The organism is Paraburkholderia silvatlantica, assembly GCF_003096715.1.
GTDB classification, from domain to species: domain Bacteria; phylum Pseudomonadota; class Gammaproteobacteria; order Burkholderiales; family Burkholderiaceae; genus Paraburkholderia; species Paraburkholderia silvatlantica.
In genome coordinates this window covers 1-18,484 of record NZ_QEOL01000039.1, presented here as the reverse complement: position 1 = coordinate 18,484, position 18,484 = coordinate 1, and the positions used below count along the sequence as shown (strand labels likewise).

19 protein-coding genes and 1 pseudogene are annotated in these 18,484 nt (G+C 66.9%); 12 read left to right on the top strand and 8 right to left on the bottom strand.

Going from position 1 to position 18,484, the window contains the following annotated elements; translation table 11 throughout:
- Positions 1–7 precede the first annotated feature (7 nt).
- From C7411_RS34500 to C7411_RS34490, 3 genes and pseudogenes are all read left to right on the top strand, one after another.
- Positions 8–2,272 (top strand): cation:proton antiporter, encoded by a 2,265-nt coding sequence (locus C7411_RS34500; RefSeq protein WP_110388617.1) that lies wholly within the window; start codon positions 8–10, stop codon positions 2,270–2,272.
- Positions 2,269–2,913: a bestrophin-like domain gene (locus tag C7411_RS34495; protein ID WP_110388616.1), complete on the top strand. Its 645-nt coding sequence runs from the start codon at positions 2,269–2,271 to the stop codon at positions 2,911–2,913. Before C7411_RS34500 ends, C7411_RS34495 begins: the two co-directional genes overlap by 4 nt.
- A 64-nt stretch (positions 2,914–2,977) precedes the next feature.
- A pseudogene (locus tag C7411_RS34490) lies at positions 2,978–3,211 on the top strand (hypothetical protein); the annotation flags it as partial.
- Between the two features lie 304 nt (positions 3,212–3,515).
- On the opposite strand, the gene C7411_RS34485 reads toward C7411_RS34490, so the two are convergent.
- The 3 genes from C7411_RS34485 to C7411_RS34475 form a co-directional block, all read right to left on the bottom strand.
- Positions 3,516–4,880, bottom strand: a complete 1,365-nt coding sequence (locus tag C7411_RS34485; RefSeq protein ID WP_110388615.1) for an NYN domain-containing protein — start codon at positions 4,878–4,880, stop codon at positions 3,516–3,518.
- Between the two features lie 74 nt (positions 4,881–4,954).
- Complete coding sequence (locus tag C7411_RS34480) at positions 4,955–5,947, bottom strand: ferritin-like domain-containing protein (protein WP_110388614.1); 993 nt, start codon at positions 5,945–5,947, stop codon at positions 4,955–4,957.
- Between the two features lie 284 nt (positions 5,948–6,231).
- Complete coding sequence (locus C7411_RS34475) at positions 6,232–6,849, bottom strand: LysE/ArgO family amino acid transporter (protein WP_110388613.1); 618 nt, start codon at positions 6,847–6,849, stop codon at positions 6,232–6,234.
- Between the two features lie 144 nt (positions 6,850–6,993).
- Between C7411_RS34475 and C7411_RS34470 the strand changes: the two genes are divergently transcribed.
- From C7411_RS34470 to C7411_RS34465, 3 genes are all read left to right on the top strand, one after another.
- Entirely contained in the window at positions 6,994–7,902 is a 909-nt protein-coding gene (locus C7411_RS34470) for a LysR family transcriptional regulator ArgP (protein WP_110388612.1), read from the top strand.
- 402 nt (positions 7,903–8,304) lie between these two features.
- Positions 8,305–8,553 (top strand): hypothetical protein, encoded by a 249-nt coding sequence (locus C7411_RS37225; protein ID WP_133253751.1) that lies wholly within the window; start codon positions 8,305–8,307, stop codon positions 8,551–8,553.
- Between the two features lie 110 nt (positions 8,554–8,663).
- Positions 8,664–9,137, top strand: a complete 474-nt coding sequence (locus tag C7411_RS34465; RefSeq protein ID WP_110388611.1) for a DUF3331 domain-containing protein — start codon at positions 8,664–8,666, stop codon at positions 9,135–9,137.
- Between the two features lie 198 nt (positions 9,138–9,335).
- Here the strand turns inward: C7411_RS34465 and C7411_RS34460 are convergent, their stop codons facing one another.
- Together C7411_RS34460 and C7411_RS34455 are read right to left on the bottom strand one after the other, a co-directional pair.
- On the bottom strand, positions 9,336–10,586 hold the full coding sequence (locus C7411_RS34460; RefSeq protein WP_110388648.1) for an MFS transporter: 1,251 nt from the start codon (positions 10,584–10,586) through the stop codon (positions 9,336–9,338).
- Between the two features lie 11 nt (positions 10,587–10,597).
- The gene (locus C7411_RS34455) at positions 10,598–11,614 is read right to left on the bottom strand and encodes a PRC-barrel domain-containing protein (RefSeq protein WP_243413443.1); all 1,017 of its coding nucleotides are present in this window, start codon (positions 11,612–11,614) and stop codon (positions 10,598–10,600) included.
- A 564-nt stretch (positions 11,615–12,178) separates the two neighbouring features.
- Between C7411_RS34455 and C7411_RS34445 the strand changes: the two genes are divergently transcribed.
- A complete protein-coding gene (locus C7411_RS34445) occupies positions 12,179–13,582 on the top strand; it encodes an NCS2 family permease (RefSeq protein WP_110388609.1) in 1,404 nt (467 codons plus the stop codon).
- A gap of 115 nt (positions 13,583–13,697) precedes the next feature.
- Here the strand turns inward: C7411_RS34445 and C7411_RS34440 are convergent, their stop codons facing one another.
- Entirely contained in the window at positions 13,698–14,093 is a 396-nt protein-coding gene (locus C7411_RS34440; protein ID WP_110388647.1) for a hypothetical protein, read from the bottom strand.
- Positions 14,094–14,233: 140 nt separating this feature from the next.
- Between C7411_RS34440 and C7411_RS34435 the strand changes: the two genes are divergently transcribed.
- The 3 genes from C7411_RS34435 to C7411_RS34425 are packed head-to-tail and all read left to right on the top strand — an operon-like array spanning position 14,234 to position 15,812.
- The gene (locus tag C7411_RS34435) at positions 14,234–14,698 is read left to right on the top strand and encodes an ArsR/SmtB family transcription factor (RefSeq protein WP_110388608.1); all 465 of its coding nucleotides are present in this window, start codon (positions 14,234–14,236) and stop codon (positions 14,696–14,698) included.
- On the top strand, positions 14,632–15,036 hold the full coding sequence (locus tag C7411_RS34430) for an SRPBCC family protein (protein ID WP_110388646.1): 405 nt from the start codon (positions 14,632–14,634) through the stop codon (positions 15,034–15,036). The genes C7411_RS34435 and C7411_RS34430 overlap by 67 nt, the downstream gene beginning before the upstream one ends.
- A 35-nt stretch (positions 15,037–15,071) precedes the next feature.
- Positions 15,072–15,812 (top strand): DUF899 domain-containing protein, encoded by a 741-nt coding sequence (locus tag C7411_RS34425; RefSeq protein ID WP_110388607.1) that lies wholly within the window; start codon positions 15,072–15,074, stop codon positions 15,810–15,812.
- Positions 15,813–15,898: 86 nt separating this feature from the next.
- Here C7411_RS34425 and C7411_RS34420 read toward each other — a convergent pair whose 3' ends face one another.
- Together C7411_RS34420 and C7411_RS34415 are read right to left on the bottom strand one after the other, a co-directional pair.
- Positions 15,899–16,081 carry a hypothetical protein gene (locus C7411_RS34420; protein WP_110388606.1) on the bottom strand — a complete coding sequence of 61 codons (183 nt, stop codon included), beginning with the start codon at positions 16,079–16,081 and terminating at the stop codon, positions 15,899–15,901.
- A gap of 107 nt (positions 16,082–16,188) precedes the next feature.
- Positions 16,189–17,103, bottom strand: a complete 915-nt coding sequence (locus C7411_RS34415) for an NAD-dependent epimerase/dehydratase family protein (RefSeq protein WP_110388605.1) — start codon at positions 17,101–17,103, stop codon at positions 16,189–16,191.
- A 115-nt stretch (positions 17,104–17,218) separates the two neighbouring features.
- Between C7411_RS34415 and C7411_RS34410 the strand changes: the two genes are divergently transcribed.
- Together C7411_RS34410 and C7411_RS34405 are read left to right on the top strand one after the other, a co-directional pair.
- Positions 17,219–18,151, top strand: coding sequence for a LysR family transcriptional regulator (locus C7411_RS34410; RefSeq protein WP_110388604.1), 933 nt, complete (start codon positions 17,219–17,221; stop codon positions 18,149–18,151).
- A 124-nt stretch (positions 18,152–18,275) separates the two neighbouring features.
- The coding region (locus tag C7411_RS34405) for an aromatic amino acid lyase (RefSeq protein WP_165822957.1) at positions 18,276–18,484 on the top strand (209 nt) is incomplete at its 3' end.

The following is an 18,484-nucleotide window of genomic DNA, read 5'->3' as shown; positions in this document are numbered from 1 at the left end:
GCACGCCATGGTCATCCACGTCCTTCTGCTGAGCGGCTTTCTGCTGGCGAGCATTGCGCTCGTGCAGGCGGTGAGCCTGCGCTGGTCGATTTCCGAATCGGTCTTGCTCGCCGCGTGGGGTTTCACGCTGGGCGGCATCTATCTCGTGAGCGGCGAGGCCTGGCCCACGCTGGCCGCGAACTTCGTGATGCCCGCGCTTGCGCCTCGGCTGCCGCCCGAGGCTTATCTGTGGATCTTCCTGCCGCCGCTGTTATTCCAGGCGGCGCTCAGCGTGAATGTGCGCGAAATGCTCGGCGACGCGGCGCCCATTCTGCTGCTTGCCGTGGTGGCCGTGTTCGTGACGACCGGCGTGGTGGGCGGCGCGATCCGGCTCACGGGCCTCGGTCCGCTCGCCGACGGCCTCCTGCTCGGCGCGATGATCGCGACGACCGACCCTTCCGCCGTGCTCGCCGTGTTCCGCGAAGTGGGCGCGCCCGAGCGGCTCGTGCGCCTCGTGGAGGGCGAGAGCCTGCTCAACGACGCGGCGGCCATTGCCATTGCCGGTGTGCTGATCGCCGCGATCACGGGCGACGCCGCCCATGTCTCGGCAACCGCTGCGCTGCGCGCGCTCGGTATCGCGCTCGGCGGCGGTTTGCTCGTCGGGGCGCTGGCCGGGCGCGCGTTCGCGTGGCTCCTGCCGGCGCTGGGCGGCGAGGGCAAAGCCGAGATATCGCTGAGTTTCGCGCTGCCGTATCCGCTCTATCTCCTCGCCGACCAGACGTTGCACGTCTCGGGCGTGGTGGCCGTGGTCGCGGCCGGTCTCGTCATCAGCGGGCTGGGGAGCACGCGCCTGTCGCCTGTGAACTGGAAGCATCTGCAACTGATCTGGGAGCAGATCGCGGCCATGGCGGGCGCGGCGATCTTTCTGCTCGCGGCCATGCAGATTCCGGCCACATTGCGCAACGCACGGTGGATCGATCTCGTCGCGCTCGCCGTCGTGGTGGCGGCGGCGTTCGCGGCGCGGGTCGTCGTGGTGTTCGGCATGCTGCCGCTGCTGAGCCGACTGCGGCTCACCGAGCCCGTGAGCGCTGCCTATAAGCTCGTGATCGCATGGGGTGGGCTGCGCGGCGCGGTGACGCTCGTGCTCGCGCTCGGCCTCGCGCAGGACACGGCGCTGCCCGATTCCACGCGCCGCTTCGTCGCGATTCTCGCGACGGGCTTCGTGCTCGTGAGCCTGATCGTGAACGGCACGTCGCTCAAGCTGCTGATCCGGCGGTTGCGCCTCGATCTGCTTTCGCCCCAGGAGCAGGCGCTGCAGCAAAAGGCGGTGCAGCTTTCGTCGATCGGCGTATCCGAGCGCGTGCATATGGCGGCGCGCACCTTTCACATTTCCGATGCGATCGCCGATCAGGCCTGCCATACGTTCCGGCGCAGCGTCGACATCAGCGCGACGGCATTCGATTTCGAAGCGGCGCTCTCCGACCGCGAGCGTCTCGTCATCGGCCTCGTCACCCTCGCGGCGAAGGAGCGCGACCTCATTCCTCAGTATGGCAGCGGCATCATTACGATCCGCAATCTCGACGCCATGATGCGCAACACCGACGCCATGATCGAAGAGGCGCGCGTGGGCGGGCGCCTCGGTTATCAGCGCGCGGCCGCAAAAATACTGGCGGATACGCTCGAGATGCGCGTCGCGCGATGGCTTTATCGCTGGCTGCGCGTGCGGCAGCCGTACGGCGACGCGCTCGCCGATCGCTTCGAACTCCTGATGTGTCGCCGGGTGGTGCTGCACCAGTTGATCGTCTTCAACGACCGCAGCCTGACGCCTCTGCTAGGCGAGCGTCTCGCGGCGCTGCTCAAGACGATACTCAAGGCGCGCATCGCGACAGCCGAGCATGGGCTCGCGGATGTCCGCCGTTGCTTCGGCCATGCTTCGGACGTGCTCGAGCGGCGCATGCTGCTGCTCTACGCGCTGCGTGAAGGACGCGAACGCGTGCAGGCCATGTACGAGGACCGCTCGATTTCGAAGGAAATCTACGATTCGATCCGGCGCGAGCTGGACGCCGCGTGGAAGCTCGCGGTGCCGCGGGCGCATCCGGATCTCGTGCCGGGCGAGGCGCAGGCGAAGGCGATTCATACGCGCATCGACGCCTTGAGTCCCGGCGGGGCCGAAGCCGACGCCGACGCAAAGCTCGCAGCACACGCAGCCCCCACAGCGTCCGTAGCGGCGCACACCGACCCCGCCGCGCAGATGGACGCCGCCGCCGAAGTAGAGCGCAGGCCGTCGCCATGACCGAATTCCAGTCGGCGTTGCTCGTGTTCGCGCTGCTGCTCGGGGGCACGGGCCTTGGCGTGCTGTTGCGGCCGTTATTGCCCGAGGAGCATCGCAAACATGAAACCGTGCAGCTCGTGCAGCTCGTGATCGGCATGCTGGTGACCTTTGCGGCGCTCGTGCTGAGCCTGCTCACCGCGTCCGCGAAATCGGGCTTCGATACGGCGACCAACGACATGCGCACGTATGCCGCCGACCTGATCCAGCTCGATCAACGCCTGCGCGATTACGGCCCCGACACGGCCGCGGCGCGCACCCTGCTGCGCGCCTATACGGCAAGCGCCATCGCCTCGACGTGGACGCAGGAAAAGCCGCCTCCGGGCAACTATTATCCGCATGATCCGGGCGCCGGCGACGACGAACTGGAAAGCCGGCCGTTCTTCACGATGCTCGCGCTCTGGCTGATTCTGATCTTCCTGAGCTTCGGGCTCGTCGCGCCGCATAACGCGCTGGCGATCGTGCTGATCCTGCTTGGTGCGGTGTCGATTTCGTCGGCGGTCTATGTGATCGCCGATCTCGATACGCCGTTTACGGGGCAACTCGTGGTACCGAGCGATGCAATGCGCGACGCGCTGGCCCACATGAATGCGCCGGCCGCGTAGCGACGCGAGCGAGCCATTACGCTAGACTCGCGCGACGTGGCGCGTACAGGTAAGGAGGTTCGCAATGTTGCGCAAGACGCTCAATGCTTCGCGGCTGCAGGAGGAAGTGCACCGGCGCATCCACAAGCTGCAGGAGGTCGTCGACGACGGCGTGAAGATCGGCGTGCCGCGCCCGCAGCGACAGGAGCCCGACCGCAGCGGCTGTAACTGGACGATGCAGCACTTTCATAACGCGGCTGGCTTCGAAGCCGCGGTGGCGCGTGTGCTGGAGCAGGTGCGGGCCGAGTACAACCTCGCGCAGGCACAGGATGAAGCCGTGGAGGACGATGCCGGCCAGGCGGCCGACGCGCACGATCCGTTCGGGGGCGCGAGGCGCGCCGCCGCAGAGAATCCGTTTGGCGGATCGAAGCCTGCGCAGGCCGCGAACCCGTTTGGAGAGGCGGGGCCGTCGGGCAACCAGGATCCTTTCGGCGATACCACGCCCGCGAATGATGAAACGCCGCCAGCGAAGGGCAAGCGCCCCGCCAATCCGTTCGGCGATTGACCGATGCGCCGCGCGCCGCCCATTGCGTGCACCGCGAGCGGCGCGCGTGCCGCGATTTTCAGCTTTCTTCCACCGCGGCCTTGCTGCGCGCGCGCCGCGCACGCGACGGCGCTTTCTTTGCAGCGGACCCGGCCGGCGCTGCAGCGGCGCTCGATGGTTCCTCCCCGGCGCTGGCCGGCGTTTCGGCCGCCGCCTTCGAGGCTTTCTTGCGCGCAGGGCTCTTGCGGGCCGGCGTCTTGCGCGCTCGCGCGGGGGCGGGCGCGGCGGGCTCGGCATCGGCAGCCGGCTCGGCCGCCGCAGGCGCCTCGTAGGCCTCTTGCGGCACGTGGGAGCGCTCGTTCGCGTCGAACGGCTCAGCGGCAGAGAAGGGCGGCACGGCTTCGTGCCGATGCGCTGCGTGTACGAGCGCCTCGACCGGTTCGAACGGAATTTCGCTTTGCGTCTCGACCGGCTTCTCGGCGGCGGCTTCCCGCACGTCCGCCGCGCCGCCTCCACGGCCGTTGCGACGGCCCTTGCGTCTGCCGCGCGGCTCCTCGGCACGCGCTGCCGTGTTCTCAGGCGCCGACACGCTGGCGGCGGCAGCCGCGAGCGGGGGCGGGTTCAGCCGCGACACCCACGTACCCGACTTGTCGTCGCGGCCCACTTCGAGCAGGCCGCGCGACTGCGCCTCCTCGAGCAGGTTGCCGAATGCGCGAAAGCCGTAGCGCGTTTCGTTGAAGTCGGGCCGGCGGCGCTTGATGGCGCTCTTGAGCACCGAGGCCCAGATCTTGCCGCTTTCGCCACGCTCCAGCACGAGCGCGTCGAGCGTTTCGATCGCGAAGGCAACGGCCTTCGACTTGCGCTCGTCGCCGTCCTGCTTCGGCTGGCGTTCCTCGGCGCCCTGGCGTTTCGCGCCGCCGCCGTCCTTGTTCTTGCCCTTGCCGTGCGCCTGCTGGTCGCGTACGAGTTCGCGCACCAGATCGTCATAGAAGATGAATTCGTCGCAATTGGCGACGAGCAGGTCGGAGGTGGAGTGCTTCACACCCACGCCGATCACCTTCTTGGCGTTTTCGCGCAGCTTCGAGACGAGCGGCGAAAAGTCGGAGTCGCCGCTCACGATCACGAAGGTGTCCACGTGCGACTTCGTATAGCAGAGATCGAGCGCGTCCACGACGAGGCGGATATCGGCCGAATTCTTGCCCGACTGGCGCACGTGGGGAATTTCGATCAGCTCGAAGCTCGCTTCGTGCATCGCGGCCTTGAAGCCCTTGTAGCGCTCCCAGTCGCAATAGGCCTTCTTCACGACGATGCTGCCCTTGAGCAAGAGCCGCTCCAGCACGGGCTGGATATCGAAGCGGTCGATCTTCGCGTCGCGCACGCCGAGCGCGACGTTCTCGAAGTCGCAGAACACCGCCATGCTGACGTTTTCCTGTGGGGAAGCCATGTGATTGATTCGTTCCATCTACCGTTTGAATTCACATGATAGCCGGTCGCACCGCGGCGGGTGGGAGGGGAGCGTCAGTTCTTCCTGTCGCGCACGAAGCGCAGTGCGAAGCGCACGAGCCGCGGCATGGTTTCGGGACGCAGCAGACGCTTGTCGTAGCCCGAAAAGCGCCGTTCGTTTTCGGCGAGACACAGGCGCATGAGTTCCGGCACGCTGATGTCCACGTCCGTCACCTGTTGCGCGCCGTTCATCGTGAAGTTGTTGTCGTGCCTGTGTTCGTTGCCCTCGGCATCCATGGCACGCGCGAGGCCGATGCGTTCCCACACCAGAAAGGCCCAGACGCCGGCCACCTTCAGCTCGAAGCGGATGCGCCGCCACCCGTTGAGCCGGGCGCGGTGCCAGGCCACCCAGTTCGCGAACAGCAGGATGTGGCGGCATTCTTCCTGCATGACGGGCTCGAACGTGTCGATGAGTTCGGGCGGAAAGAGGCCCGAGCGATGCGCCACCTCGAAGAGGCCGAACGCGAAGAAGCTGTCCACGCATTCGCTGTAGCCCGTCACGAGGTAGGCCCATTCGGTGTCCTTGGGGTACACGTAGGGCGGCTCGCTCGCGAGCTTGATGCCGTACGCCGCCACCATGCGCGAGAGCACTTCCTTGTGGCGGTTCTCCTCCCACGCATTGAGTGCGAGCGCATCGCGCATCACGGCGTCGTCGAGCGAGGCGGCGTAGGCGGCCATGCGCAGGCGCGCGCGGCCTTCCGTCTGCACGGCAATGTCCCAGATGGGCAGGGCGGTGATGCGCTCGAGCGCCGCGGGTTCGAGTTGCGGCCAGTCGAGTACCGAGGGCCGGTACGGATTGAAGGTCTCGCGGAACATGCGGCACATTTCGTCGCGGTGAACGTCGGAGCCGGGCGTGAGCGCTCCGGTGGCACGGCTCGTCCAGTGGCGCGCGTTGCGCTCGGCGGCGTCGAGCGTCTCGCGGTCCGGGCGCTCGACGGGCAACGCAGGCGCGTTGAAGCCGGGAATGAATTGCGACGCATCGAAGGCGTCGAGTATCAGGTCGTCCATCTCGCTGTTCTTTTGCTGTTGGCGACACACGCGATGCGTTCACGGTCGCCGGGATGCACAAGAGAATGCAGTCGTCGCAAGAGCTTACTTCGAACCGGCGCGACGCGCGACGAGCGCGGCGCTCCATCGAATCGTTAGCTATCGTTTGGATGTCGCAGATGAACGCCGGACGCAGCTTCAATATCCGGTTGATCTCGTCGAAACGCTCGTCGATCGTTCGCTCAAGCTCGCGGCCGCGCGCCCGCCGGTGCCCATCACGGGCTGGCAGGCACGGTTCGCGGACTTCAGCGCAATTGCGCGAAGGCGATCAACAGCACCATGCCGCCGATGGCGCCGTCGAGCACGCGCCACGCACCCGCCCTCCGGAACAGCGGTGCGAGAGAGCGCGCGCCGTAGCCGAGCGCGACGAACCACACCGCGCTCACCGACATCGCGCCGATCGCGAAGGCGAGGCGGCTGCCTTGCGGTTCTCTCGCGCCGGCCGTGCCGATCAGCAGGAAGGTGTCGAGATACACGTGCGGATTGAGCCAGGTGAACGCGAGCGTCATGAGGATGATCGGCCAGGCGCGCTGCTCGGGCGCATCCGCCTGGGCATGGCTCTGAAGCACCGCGTGCGACGGGCGCACTGCACGGCGCAGCGCGCCGATGCCGAACCATACGAGCCATGCGAGCCCCACGTAGAGCACGATGTGCACGAAAGCCGGATAGCGCTCGACGAGCGCCGAGGCGCCGCCCACCCCCGTGCCGATCAGCACGAAGTCGGACAGTGCGCAGAGCAGGACGATCTTGCCGACGTGCGAGCGCAGAATCCCCTGACGCAGCACGAACGCATTTTGTGCGCCGATCGTGACGATGAGCGAGGCGCAGAGCGCCGCGCCGTGAGTGAAAGCGAGCCAGTTCATGACGGTTGCGGACAAGGTAAGAGCCGCGGGCGACGCGGAGCGCGGCGCCTGCGGTCATTGGACATCGGCAGGCAATGGCGCTAGTCTGCCGCCAGGAGCCACATAAGCAAAGCTCATTTTCATTAACTGGATTAAGGAACGCTAATGCTCGACTATGCCTTGCTCGATGCGCTTGCCGCCGTCGTGCGGCATGGTTCGTTCGATCGCGCCGCGGGCGCGCTCAACGTCACGCCGTCGGCGGTATCGCAGCGTGTGAAGCTGCTGGAGGAGCGCGTGGGCACGGTGCTCGTGAAGCGCGGCCAGCCTTGCGTCGCGACGTCTTCCGGCGCGCTGCTGTGCCGTCACACGGAGCGCGTGCAGTTGCTCGAGGCGGAGCTGGGCGGGGCGATGCCGACCTTCACGAGCGCGCTGGGGGCGGCGCGGCCGACGCTGCGCGTGGCCGTCAACGACGACAGCGTGGGCACCTGGTTCATCGACGCCGTGGCGGCCTTCTGTGTCGAGCGCGGCATTCTGCTCGACCTCGTGATCGACGACCAGGATCACACCGCGCAACGCATGCGCGACGGCAGCGTGCAGGGCGCCGTCACGACGCAGGCCGAACCCGTGCAGGGCTGCCGCTCGACCCGCCTCGGGCGCATGCGTTACCTCGCGGTGTGCTCGCCTGCGTTCTTCGAGCGGTATTTTGCGCAGGGGGTGACGCGCGACACGCTGCGCCACGCGCCGTGCGTCGAGTTCAATCCCAAGGATCAGCTGCAAAAGCGCTTCATTCGCCGTATCACGCGCGCGCAGATCGACGCGCCGCTGCACTGGATTCCCCATGTGGCCGGGTTTCTGCGCTGCTGCCTGAATGGTCTGGGCTGGGGCATGTGTCCGGAGCGCATGATCGCGCCGCATCTCGCACGCGGCGAACTCGTCGAGCTCACGCCCGGCCGCGCGCTCGACGTCGAACTCTACTGGCAGAGCTGGCGGCTTTCCATTGGCTGGCTCGACGACTTCGGTGCCATGCTCAAAGTGCGCGCCGGAGCATTTCTCGATCAGGGCCGCGGCGCGTAAGACGCGCGTCCCGCGATATCTTCATTCGTTTGCCTTTATCCGCAGATTCAATGGTGGATTAGCGTGCTGACTTTCGGTGCGGACGACAGCGCTTGTGACATCACCGTTTGGGTGCTATTGGTCTCCCGCGAGTTGCGCAATGTAGGCATTGACGCGCGGCAAAGTGTCTAAAGCAATATCCAGAATCCATTAATTCCTTTTCGAATAGTGGAATGTCTCGATATTTCATGCGTGTAGAAGATGCAAGCGTCATGCGAGAATTTTGCGTTCAATAGACTGACGTTTAGTATGTGATATGTCTGAAGCCCTTGTCGAATAGGTGCATTGCGTTTCATTGATCGGTCACGTCCCGCGTGTAAGAGTGGAGCCGTCGCGAGGCCGGTAAAGACCGTGAGACCGGCCATGGATGGGCGTTCCAGCCTTTATGCGCGCGCAGGGCGCGGCGGGCGCTGTAACAATTCAGTTATGTGGAAAGGTCGCGCGACTAGTGACATCCCGCCTGAAACCGGTTATTTTTTCCGCAGTGAGATTGTTAAGTATCGTCAAATCGGCAAAAAAGTTCACGGATGTAAAGAAACCAACATTGGAGACTTGCAGTCGGAACTGAAAGCTCCGCCACCCCGGTTTTTTGCGTTTGGCATTATCGTGTGAAAATTGCGTTTTTCCTGTGGATTGCGAGTTGGACACGCTATAATCCGGACGTGGCAGAGTGCTTATTCGACCGGCATATTTGAATCGTTTCCACGTGCACGAGGTGCATTATGACGAAATTAGATACCGGCAGCGTTTGGCAACAAACCATTGACCTTCTGTCCGCGGCTTCCGAGCCGTTAAGTCTGGACAGCGAATTCGAAGGCGGCAGGAGCTGCAAACCGGTACCCATCACACGCGGCGCATCGGAGGCGGCCAACCGGCGGCGTGCCAGCGTCCGCTCGTGGGATGCGCAGGGCATCACCTTGATCCGGCGGCACGATCCGGACAGCATCACCGTTTGCTGGAGCGACGCCACCTATGGCCGCTACTCCGACCAGTTGTGGCGCGTCTGCACGGCGCGCCGCAGCGCCGTTTGCGCGCTGACCGGCGAGAAGATCCGCCGCGGCGACGCGGTGTTCCGGCCGAGCCCCAATCGCCGTCATCGGCCGGCCAATGCCGACGCGATGATCCTCGCGAGCAAGCTCGACAACCTTCCCAACGCCGTGGTCGCGGCGCGTCTGGACGAAGCGCTGGCTGCCTGAGCGGCGTCCCCGGGCGCACCGGTCGCCCGCGCGGGTATGCTATCGCGGCTCGTCACACCTCGTCATTTCCATGTCATGAAGCTGTAAAGGAACAACGGCGCCCAGAGAGGCGCCGTTGTTCGTTCGCGGGGGAGAAAGGCGGGTCGCCATCGTCCACCGCCGCGGGCGCAACCGGCGCCCGCTCCAGCGGCGCACCCCTCAGACGGTGGCGTCGCGGGCGTTTTCCTCTTCGAGCGCGTCGCGCGTTTCGGGCATCGCCAGCCAGACCATCAGCACTGCGGCAGCGCCTGCGCTCGCGAGCGCGAGGAAGCTCACCGTATTGCCGAGGTGATCGGCGATAAAGCCGGCAAGCGCCGTCGAAAGCGTCGCCCCGATCCCCGCCGAAAGTCCGAAGAGCCCGATACAGAGGTTGTAGCGGCCTTTGCCGCCCGCTACGTCGGCGGCGATGAGCGGCAGCATCACGCCGAACACGGCGGCCGAAAGGCCGTCGAGCATCTGCACCGGCACGAGGAAGTACGGGTTGCCGACGGCGGCGAACAGCAGCGCCCGCAGCGGCAGCGCGCAAAAGCCGAGAATCAGCACGGGGCGGCGCCCCCAGGCCTGCGCGGTGCGGCCGACCCAGGGGGACATCAACGCGACGATGGCCTGAGGCACGATGATGCACGCCGCGATGACGAGCTGAACGTTGTCGCCCATGCCGGCCGTCACTTCGCCGGCGGCGAGGTTGAGCATCGCGGCGTTCGACAGGTGGAACAGCACCACGCAGGCCGCGAAAGTCAGCATGCGCCGGTCGCGCAGCAGGTCGAAGATCGTTTCGCGAGGTTCGCCGGCGGCTGCCGCGCCGGCCTTGCCGGGCCTGGCCGCGGGTTTGGCGTAAGCGGCGTTCTGGTCGTACTTGATCATCGCGAGCGCGACGAGCGCGGGCAACGCGAGCGCGGCCGTCAGCCAGAACACGGAGCGCGGCGAGAAGTACTCGCCGCACAAGCCCATCAGGCCGGCGGCCACCGCGCTGCCGATCGAGGCCCAGCGCGCGTTGCGGCCGAGCCGGTCGCCGAGGTTCTGGCGGCCCACCAGCGCGAGCGCGAGCGCCGCCATGGCCGGCACGAGCATGCAGCTGGCAAAGCCGTGGAAGATCTCGGCGGCCATCACCGCCACGACGGTCGGGCTCGCGGCGAGCAGGACGGCCGAGATGATGATCGCGATGATCGCCCACGCGGCGGCCGCCTTCTTGTTGCGCAGGGCGTCCACCGCCGCGCCGCCCGGCACCTGGCTCACCATCGCGCTGATCGTGCCCACCGAAAGCGCCAGACCGATCTCGCCCTGGGTCCACTTGTGCGATGCCAGATACGAGGCAATGAACGGCCCGAAGCCCGTCTGCACGTTCGCCACGAAGAAGTTCAGCCAGTCGAGCGCGCGCACGCTGCGCTGGTCTGGATTGGGTTGTTGCATGGTGCCGTCCGTCATTTGGCACCGTGGGCGTTGGCCGCCGAGGCGACGGGTGAGGCAGCGGGCGCAGCTTGCGCAGCCGGGGCGGCCGGCGGCGGGGCGGCGGGCGTCACCGCGTGCACCGGCTGGTCGGGCGCGTAGGGCGGCGAGGCATCCACCTGCTGATCGCTCATTTCGAGCTGCGCTTCGAGCGTATTGTTCTTCGTGACGAAACGCAGCGCCGACCAGTCGGCCGCGATCGTGTGGCGTTTCTCGAGCGTGCCGCTCACGTCGAGCACGACGGCCTGCGGGGCGGCGCTGCCGTCGAGCAGCACGTCGACCACGCGGCCCACCTTGGCGCCGTTGGCGCGTTCCACGTCAGCGTCGAGCATGGGCAGGCGCGTCGCGCTCGCCTCGGGGTTGCCGGGCTGCGGGGCGCCGGCCTTGGGCCGGTCGGGGACCTGCAACTGGTTCGCCGGTAGGGCGAGCGTGATGGCGGGCGTTTTCGGCTGGGTATTCACGCGCACGCCGCTCCACGGGAAGTTGGCCTTGCGATCGCCGACGCCCATGAAGCCCTGCAGGTTCACCACGACGTCGACGGGCTTGCCGCCGGGGCCTGTGACCATGTCGACGGCGCGGCCTACGACCTTGCCGTCGGTCTTTTGCACTTCGCTGTCGAGCAGCGTGCGGAAGGTGCCGCGCTCGAGCGTGCGCACCTGCACGATGGGCGCGGGGGGCGGCGCCGGCGGGGCGCTTGCGGGCGCGGGCGGCGGCGGCGGCGGGCGGCGGCGGCGTACCGGCGCGGGCCGCGGCTTCTTCGGCGCCGGCTTCGCTGTGCTCTCCGCCTCGGGCTCGCTCGCCACCTCGGGCGCCGACGCGGCTTCGGGCTCGCTCGCAGCCGGCTCGGGCTCCGTGGCCACGGGCGCTTCCGGCTCGGGCGGCGGGGCCGGCCGGAACAGGCTGCAGCCCGAAAGCGCGAGCAGCATCAGCAGCGTCAGGGCGTACGGAAAGTGAAAAACAGGACGTGCGGAACGCAGGATGCCGCGTCTCATCTACTGAAACTCCTTGGAGCAGCCGGCGCGACGCGCGCGGCGGGGGAAACCGGGTCGGGATGCGTGAGTGTAACCCGCGCACCGGGCCGATCTGCTTAATGGCGGCGTGGGCGGCCGGCGTGGGCGACCGGCGTGGCCTCGGCGTCGCAAGCGTCGCAAGCGTCGCAAGCGCCGCAAGCGCCGCAAGCGCCGCGCCGGGCGGCAGGATGCCAGCGCAAGCCGGAACGATGACGGTTCGCCACACGAAACGGGCTCCGGTCCGCGCAAACGGCCCGCTTCGCGCCCAGGTGTAAACGCGGGGACGGCCCGCGCCCCGGGCTCTGTGCACGGGCATATAAGCATCGCGGCATGAACGCAATGCGACTCGTGCGATGGGAGCACAAATCGTGTTCGCCTAACCTTCGCTCCATCCATAAAGAGATGTCAAAACGATGAGCGCCGGGAAGTTGAAGAAGGCGCCGGCAACGCGTCGACACGACTAATTCAATTCGAGACGAACCTGATGACGGATCGGGCTGGTGAGCCGTGAACCGTTTCAGCATGCTGATAAAGGAGGCACTCACCATGATCGAACCCCATGCGCAGCCGCTCGCCGGTGCGACCGCCGCCGAAGTCGAGTCCCCAGATGCATTGGGCCCGGCCTCGGGATTCATCGACCGTTATTTCGATGTTGCCGCGCGCGGCAGCTCGCTGCGTCAGGAGGCGATTGCGGGCGTCACGACCTTCCTCGCGATGGTTTATTCCGTGTTCGTCGTGCCGGGCATGCTCGGCAAGGCGGGCTTCGACACCAGCGCCGTGTTCGTGGCCGTCTGCCTGACCACGGCATTCGGCTCGCTGCTCATGGGCCTGTGGGCGCGCCTGCCGATCGCCATCGGCTGCGCCATTTCGCTGACGGCGTTCACCGCCTTCGGCCTCGTGCTCGGCAAAGGCCTGAAGCCCGAAGTGGCGCTCGGCGCGGTGTTCCTCATGGGCCTCGTGTTCACGGGCATTTCGGTGACGGGCGTGCGCTCCTGGATTCTGCGCAACCTGCCGCACGGCATCGCGCATGGGACGGGCATCGGCATCGGCCTTTTTCTGCTGCTGATCGCCGCCAACGACGTGGGCCTCGTGGTCAGGAATCCGGGCGCGGGCCTGCCGGTCTCGCTCGGCCATATCGCCTCGCTGCCCGTGATCCTTTCCGTGGCCGGCCTCGCCGCGATCTTCGGCCTCGTGCGCCGCCGCGTGCCGGGCTCGATCCTGATCGTGATTGTCGCGATCTCGGCGCTCGGTCTCGCCATCGATCCGGCCGTGAGCTTCCATGGCGTGTTCGCGTGGCCTTCGCTTTCGGCGCCGGGCCATGCTTCGCTGATCGGCGCGATGGACATCAGGGGCGCGCTTTCGCTGGCCGTGCTGCCGAGCGTGCTGGCGCTCGTGATGACGGCCGTGTTCGACGCCACCGGAACGATCCGCGCCGTGGCGGGTCAGGCGGGCCAGCTCGACGCGGACGGGCGCATCGTCAACGGCGGGCGGGCGCTCACGGCCGACTCGGTCAGCTCGATCTTCTCGGGCTTTCTCGGCGGCGCGCCGGCGGCGGCCTATATCGAATCGACGGTAGGCGTGGCAGCGGGCGCGAAGACGGGCCTTGCCGCCGCCACGGTGGGCGTGCTGTTCCTCGCGGTGATGTTCTTCGCGCCGCTCGCGGGCCTCGTGCCCTCGTATGCGACGGCGCCCGCGCTGATGTACGTCGGCCTCATGATGCTGTCGAGCGTGAGCCGCCTCGACATGGCCGATATGGTCGACGCCATGTCGGGCCTCGTGTGCGCCGTGTTCATCGTGCTCACGGCGAACATCGTCACGGGGATCATGCTGGGCTTCTGCACGCTCGTGATCGGCCGCGTGGTGAGCGGCGAGATCCGCCAGCTGAACGTGGGCACGGTGGTGATCGCCGGCGTGCTGGCCGCGTTCTATCTGGGCGGCTGGGCCATCTGATAACCCGGGACCCGGTTTTCGCCCGGCGGGCCACGGCAGCCCGTCCGGGCGGCTGCACGGCCCGCGCCCCTTCACGGAGGCGCGGGCCGTGTGGCTTTTGCGCGCCCCTGGTGCGTTACTCCGGCAGCACGCTGTTGCGCCCCTTGCCCGATTTGCGCGGCTTGCGTGGCTTGGGCTCCACGCCGATGCGCGGGTCGCGCGCGAGCACGAGCGCGCTCAACTGCGCGGCTGTATCTTCGAACGCCGCATCGGCTTGCGGCACATAGAGCCATTTGCCGAGCACGGGGTGCGCGTGCAACGCCGGCATCGCGTCGATGAGCGACGCATGGTTCTCACGCGACGTGCAGACCAGCACGCCGTTGAACGGCGGGTCGCGGTCGGCGGCCACGAGGCACAGCAGGCCGTCCAGATACGCGGCGTCGCAGCCGAACATGGGCTTGCAGAGGTAACCGGGCTCGCGCTCGAAGGCGTCGAAGATCCAGAGCAGCGAGTTGCGGATTTTGGACGGCATGGTGTGACGTGGCTGAAATAGCAGGGCGCGGCGCGCAGAAATCGCCATTCTAGTGGCGGCGGCGCCTCCATGCGCGGCGCCGCTCGCGAATGACTCACCCATTCCTTGACATCGCCGGCTCGTCGCCTATGCTAAACCACATGGTTAAGTATGAAGACGATACCCTCGACCGCACCTTCGCGGCGCTCGCCGATCCCACGCGGCGCGCGTTGCTCGCACGCCTCGCCCAGCACGACGAACTCTCGGTGAGCGCGCTCGCGCAGCCGTTCGCGATGTCATTGCCCGCGGTCATGAAGCATCTGGACGTTCTCGCTCAGGCGGGCCTCGTCACGCGCGCGAAAACCGGCCGCACCGTGGCGTGCCGGCTCGCCGCGGGGCCGATGGAGGACGCGATGCAGTGGCTCGCGCGCTATCAACGCTTCTGGAGTGAGTCGCTCGACCGGCTCGCCGCTTTCATGGAGGAAGACGCATGCCTGCCCAACCCGCAGCTGGACCCAAACCCGGCCCCGGCGCCGACCAGCACGCTCCCAGTCTCACCATCCGGCGGCGCCTCAACGCCACGGCCGCGAAGGTCTACGCCGCGTGGACGCAGCCGTCGCAACTGATGCGCTGGATGCAGCCGCTCGACACGACCTGCATGCACGCCGAGGCGGACGTGCGCGTGGGCGGCCGTTTTCGCGTGATCATGCGCGGTGCGAACGGCGAGGACCACGACGTGAGCGGCACGTATCTCGAAGTCGTGCCCGACGAAAAGCTCGTATTCACGTGGGCGTGGCGCAGCACGCCGGAGCGCGAGTCGCTCGTCACGGTGACGCTGCGCGCCGACGGGCCTGCCACGGACCTCACGCTCAAGCACGAACGCTTTTTCGACGAGGCGGCGCGCGACTCGCACAACGAGGGCTGGACGAGTTCGATCGACAAACTGGTGGCGCTGTTCGACTGAATGGCGCTCATTCGAGCGGAAGGAGGAACCGGAAGATGGAATCGCACAAGATCGTTTCGCAGACCGAATGGCTTGAGGCGCGCAAGGCGCTTCTCGCCGAAGAGCGCGCATTCACGCACGCACGGGACGCGCTGGTGGCGAAGCGCCAGGCGCTGCCCTGGGTGAGGGTCGACAAGACCTATACGTTCGAGACAGCGCAAGGCCCGCGCACGCTTGCCGAGCTATTCGGGCCGCGCAGCCAGCTGATCATCTATCACTTCATGCTCGGGCCGGATTGGGAAGAGGGTTGCCCGGGCTGCTCGTTCCTGTCCGACCACGTGGACGGCATGCTGCCGCATCTGGAGCATCACGACGTGACTTACGTGGCCGTTTCGCGCGCGCCGCTCGCGAAGATCGAGGCGTTCAAAAAGCGCATGGGCTGGCGTTTTCCGTGGGTGTCGTCGAATGGGAGCGACTTCAACTTCGACTATCGCGTGTCGTTCGGCGAGGCCGACAAGGCGCGCGGCAAGGCGATCTACAACTACGCCGAGCAGGACTACATGAGCGACGAGCTGCCCGGCGTCAGCGCGTTTTATCGCGATGAAGCGGGCAACGTGTACCACACGTATTCGGCGTACGCGCGCGGCGCTGAGATGCTGATCGGAACGTACGCGATGCTGGAGTTGACCGCAAAGGGACGCAACGAAGAGAAGGACATGCGCGAGTGGATGCGCCACCACGATCGCTACGAAGAGGCACCCGCGCCGTCGTCGTGCTGTGCGCACGAGAAACCGTAGGCGCGTTGGGTGGATAGTTGCTCGCGCAAGGAAAGAACGCTGCGCCGGCCGCGAAAGAATCGTAAAAAAAGCGGTGAAATAGCGCCCTATAGCGACATGTCGAACGCGGGGCGCAGCAGCACTTCGATCGCCATCACGATGAGTCCCATCGCGCCGGCGGCGAGCGTCAGCGTGCCATATTCGTCGTAGCGGGCGTCGTAAAGGCACGCGACGACGAACAGAATGGCGAGCAGATTGGTCAGCCAGTCGAAGTTCAGCGCGAGGAGCATCGGCGTATCGGAGCCGGCGCATGACGTGCGCCGGCGGGTAGTGCAAACCGCCCGGATTCTAGCGGATCGACCTTACGGATACGCAACAATTACGTACGCTGCAACACTTATTTTTGCGAGATCGGCACTTCTGGCATGGCTGCACGGATCCAGTCCGTGACCGAGGTGCGCTGCGGCTGCCAGCCGAGCAGCGTGCGGGCGCGCTCGCCGTGCACGCGGCTGTTCGAGCCGAGGCCGTACGACGCCATCTCGTAGCCCCATTCCTCGATCGCGGCTTCGAGCGGCCAGTCCTGTGGTGCGCCCAGACCCATCACCTCGGCAAGCGCCCCGGTCATGTCGCGGAAGTTCGCTTCGCCGCTCTCCACGAAATAGAACGTGCCCGCTGGCGTGTTGTCGAGCGCGAGGCGGTAGAGTTCGGCCACGTCGTCGACATGCACGTTCGACCAGATGTTCAGCCCGCGCCCGACGTGCCGCATCACGCCGCTCTTCTGCGCCTGGCGGATGAGCCGCGGCAGCTGCACGCTCGCGGTTCCCGGCACCGCGCCCACGCCATAGATCAGCGTGTTGCAGAGCACCGCGCTCTTCACGCCGCGCGCCGCGGCCGCGAGCACGAGAGTGTCGATGGCCACGCGCGGCGCCTTGTCGGCGGTCGGCTCGGGCAGGGCGTCTTCGTAATAGATGCGCCCGGTCGCTTCGCCGCCCGATGCGTCGCCGACGATGCTCGAGCCGCTCGTATGCAGCAGCGTCTTGCCGGAGCCTTCGAGCGCGTCGACGAGCGCTTCGACTGCGCCGCGATGGTCGCTGCTGGCCGCGTTGATCACGGCGTCGGCGGCGCGCGCTTCGGCCATCAGCGTCGCGCGGTCGTCGAGATCGCCCTGCACGGGCGTGATGCCGAGCTTTTCGAGGTCGGCGAACTGGCCGGGCCGGCGCATGAGGCCGCGCACCTCATGTCCTGCACGCGCGAGATGCGCCGCGATCGTGCCGCCGATAAATCCGCCTGCGCCTGTCACGAAGACTTTCATGAATGACTCCTGGTCCTGTCTGGATTGCGATGCCAGCCAGTATCGGGGTATCCGGGTTTTGCAAAAACCGTGTTAGTCTCAAATGAATATTGACTGCAGATCAAAAATAGCCACGATGAAGACGTCGACCGATGAACTGCTCGTATTCGTCACCGTGATCGATGCGGGGTCGATCACCGCCGCGGCCGAGAAGCTCGAGCAGACCGTCTCGGGCGTGAGCCGCGCGCTGACGCGGCTCGAAAAGCAGCTCGGCGTCGCGCTGATCCTGCGCACCACGCGGCGCCTGCAGCTCACGGAAGAGGGCGAATTGTTCCTCGATCGCGCCCGCGCCATTCTCGCGGCGCTGGCCGATGCCGAGGAGGCCGTCACGCGCCACCGAGAGCGTCCCTCCGGGCGGTTGCGCGTGGATGCGGCCACGCCGTTCATGCTTCACTGCATCGTGCCGCACGTCGCGGCGTTCGCCGACGCTTACCCCGAGATCGAACTCGAACTCACGAACAACGAGCGCATCGTCGATTTGCTGGAGCAGCGCGTGGATATCGCCATTCGCATCGGCACGCTGCAGGACTCCACGCTGCACGCGCGCTCGCTCGGCACGAGCCGGTTGCGCATTGTCGCGAGTCCCGGCTATCTCGCGGCGCACGGCACGCCGCGCAGCGTGAGCGCCCTGCGCGAACATCGGCTGATCGGCTTTACGGCGCCCGCACATCTCAATGGCTGGCCGCTGCGTGCGGATGGCGGCGACGCAACGCGCGCGGCCGCAAAGACCCAGGAAAGCGAGCCCGGCTACACGATCGCACCCGCGCTTACGGCGTCGAGCGGCGAGACGATACGCCAGCTCGCGCTCGCCGGTAGCGGTATTGCGTGCCTCTCCGACTTCCTCACCACGGCCGACCGCGAGGCGGGCCGCCTCGTTACCGTGCTCGACGACGCGTTGATCGAATCGCGCCAGCCGATCCACGCCGTCTACTATCGCAGCGCGGCGCTCGCGGCGCGCGTGCAATGCTTTCTCGCGTTTATCGGGGGCAGGCTGCAACTCGACGCGTGACGGGCGCTTGCGGCGCTCTCGTGGATAGTCCCAGGCTACAGGAGCCGCAAAGGGGAGTTGTATAGACAGGCGCGCCAGGCTAGACTTCGGCCACTTTTGCGACTTGTATAGACAGGATTCGACCATGCTCCCGACTCTCCGCCTTACGCCCGGCCATCTGACCCTGCCCCAACTGCGCCAGATCGCGCGCGAGGCAGTGCGGCTCGAGCTCGATCCGGCCAGCTTCGCCGCCATCGACGCGGGCGCACGCGCCGTTGCCGAGATCACGGCGAAGGGCGAGCCCGCCTACGGCATCAATACGGGCTTCGGGCGTCTGGCGAGCACGCATATCCC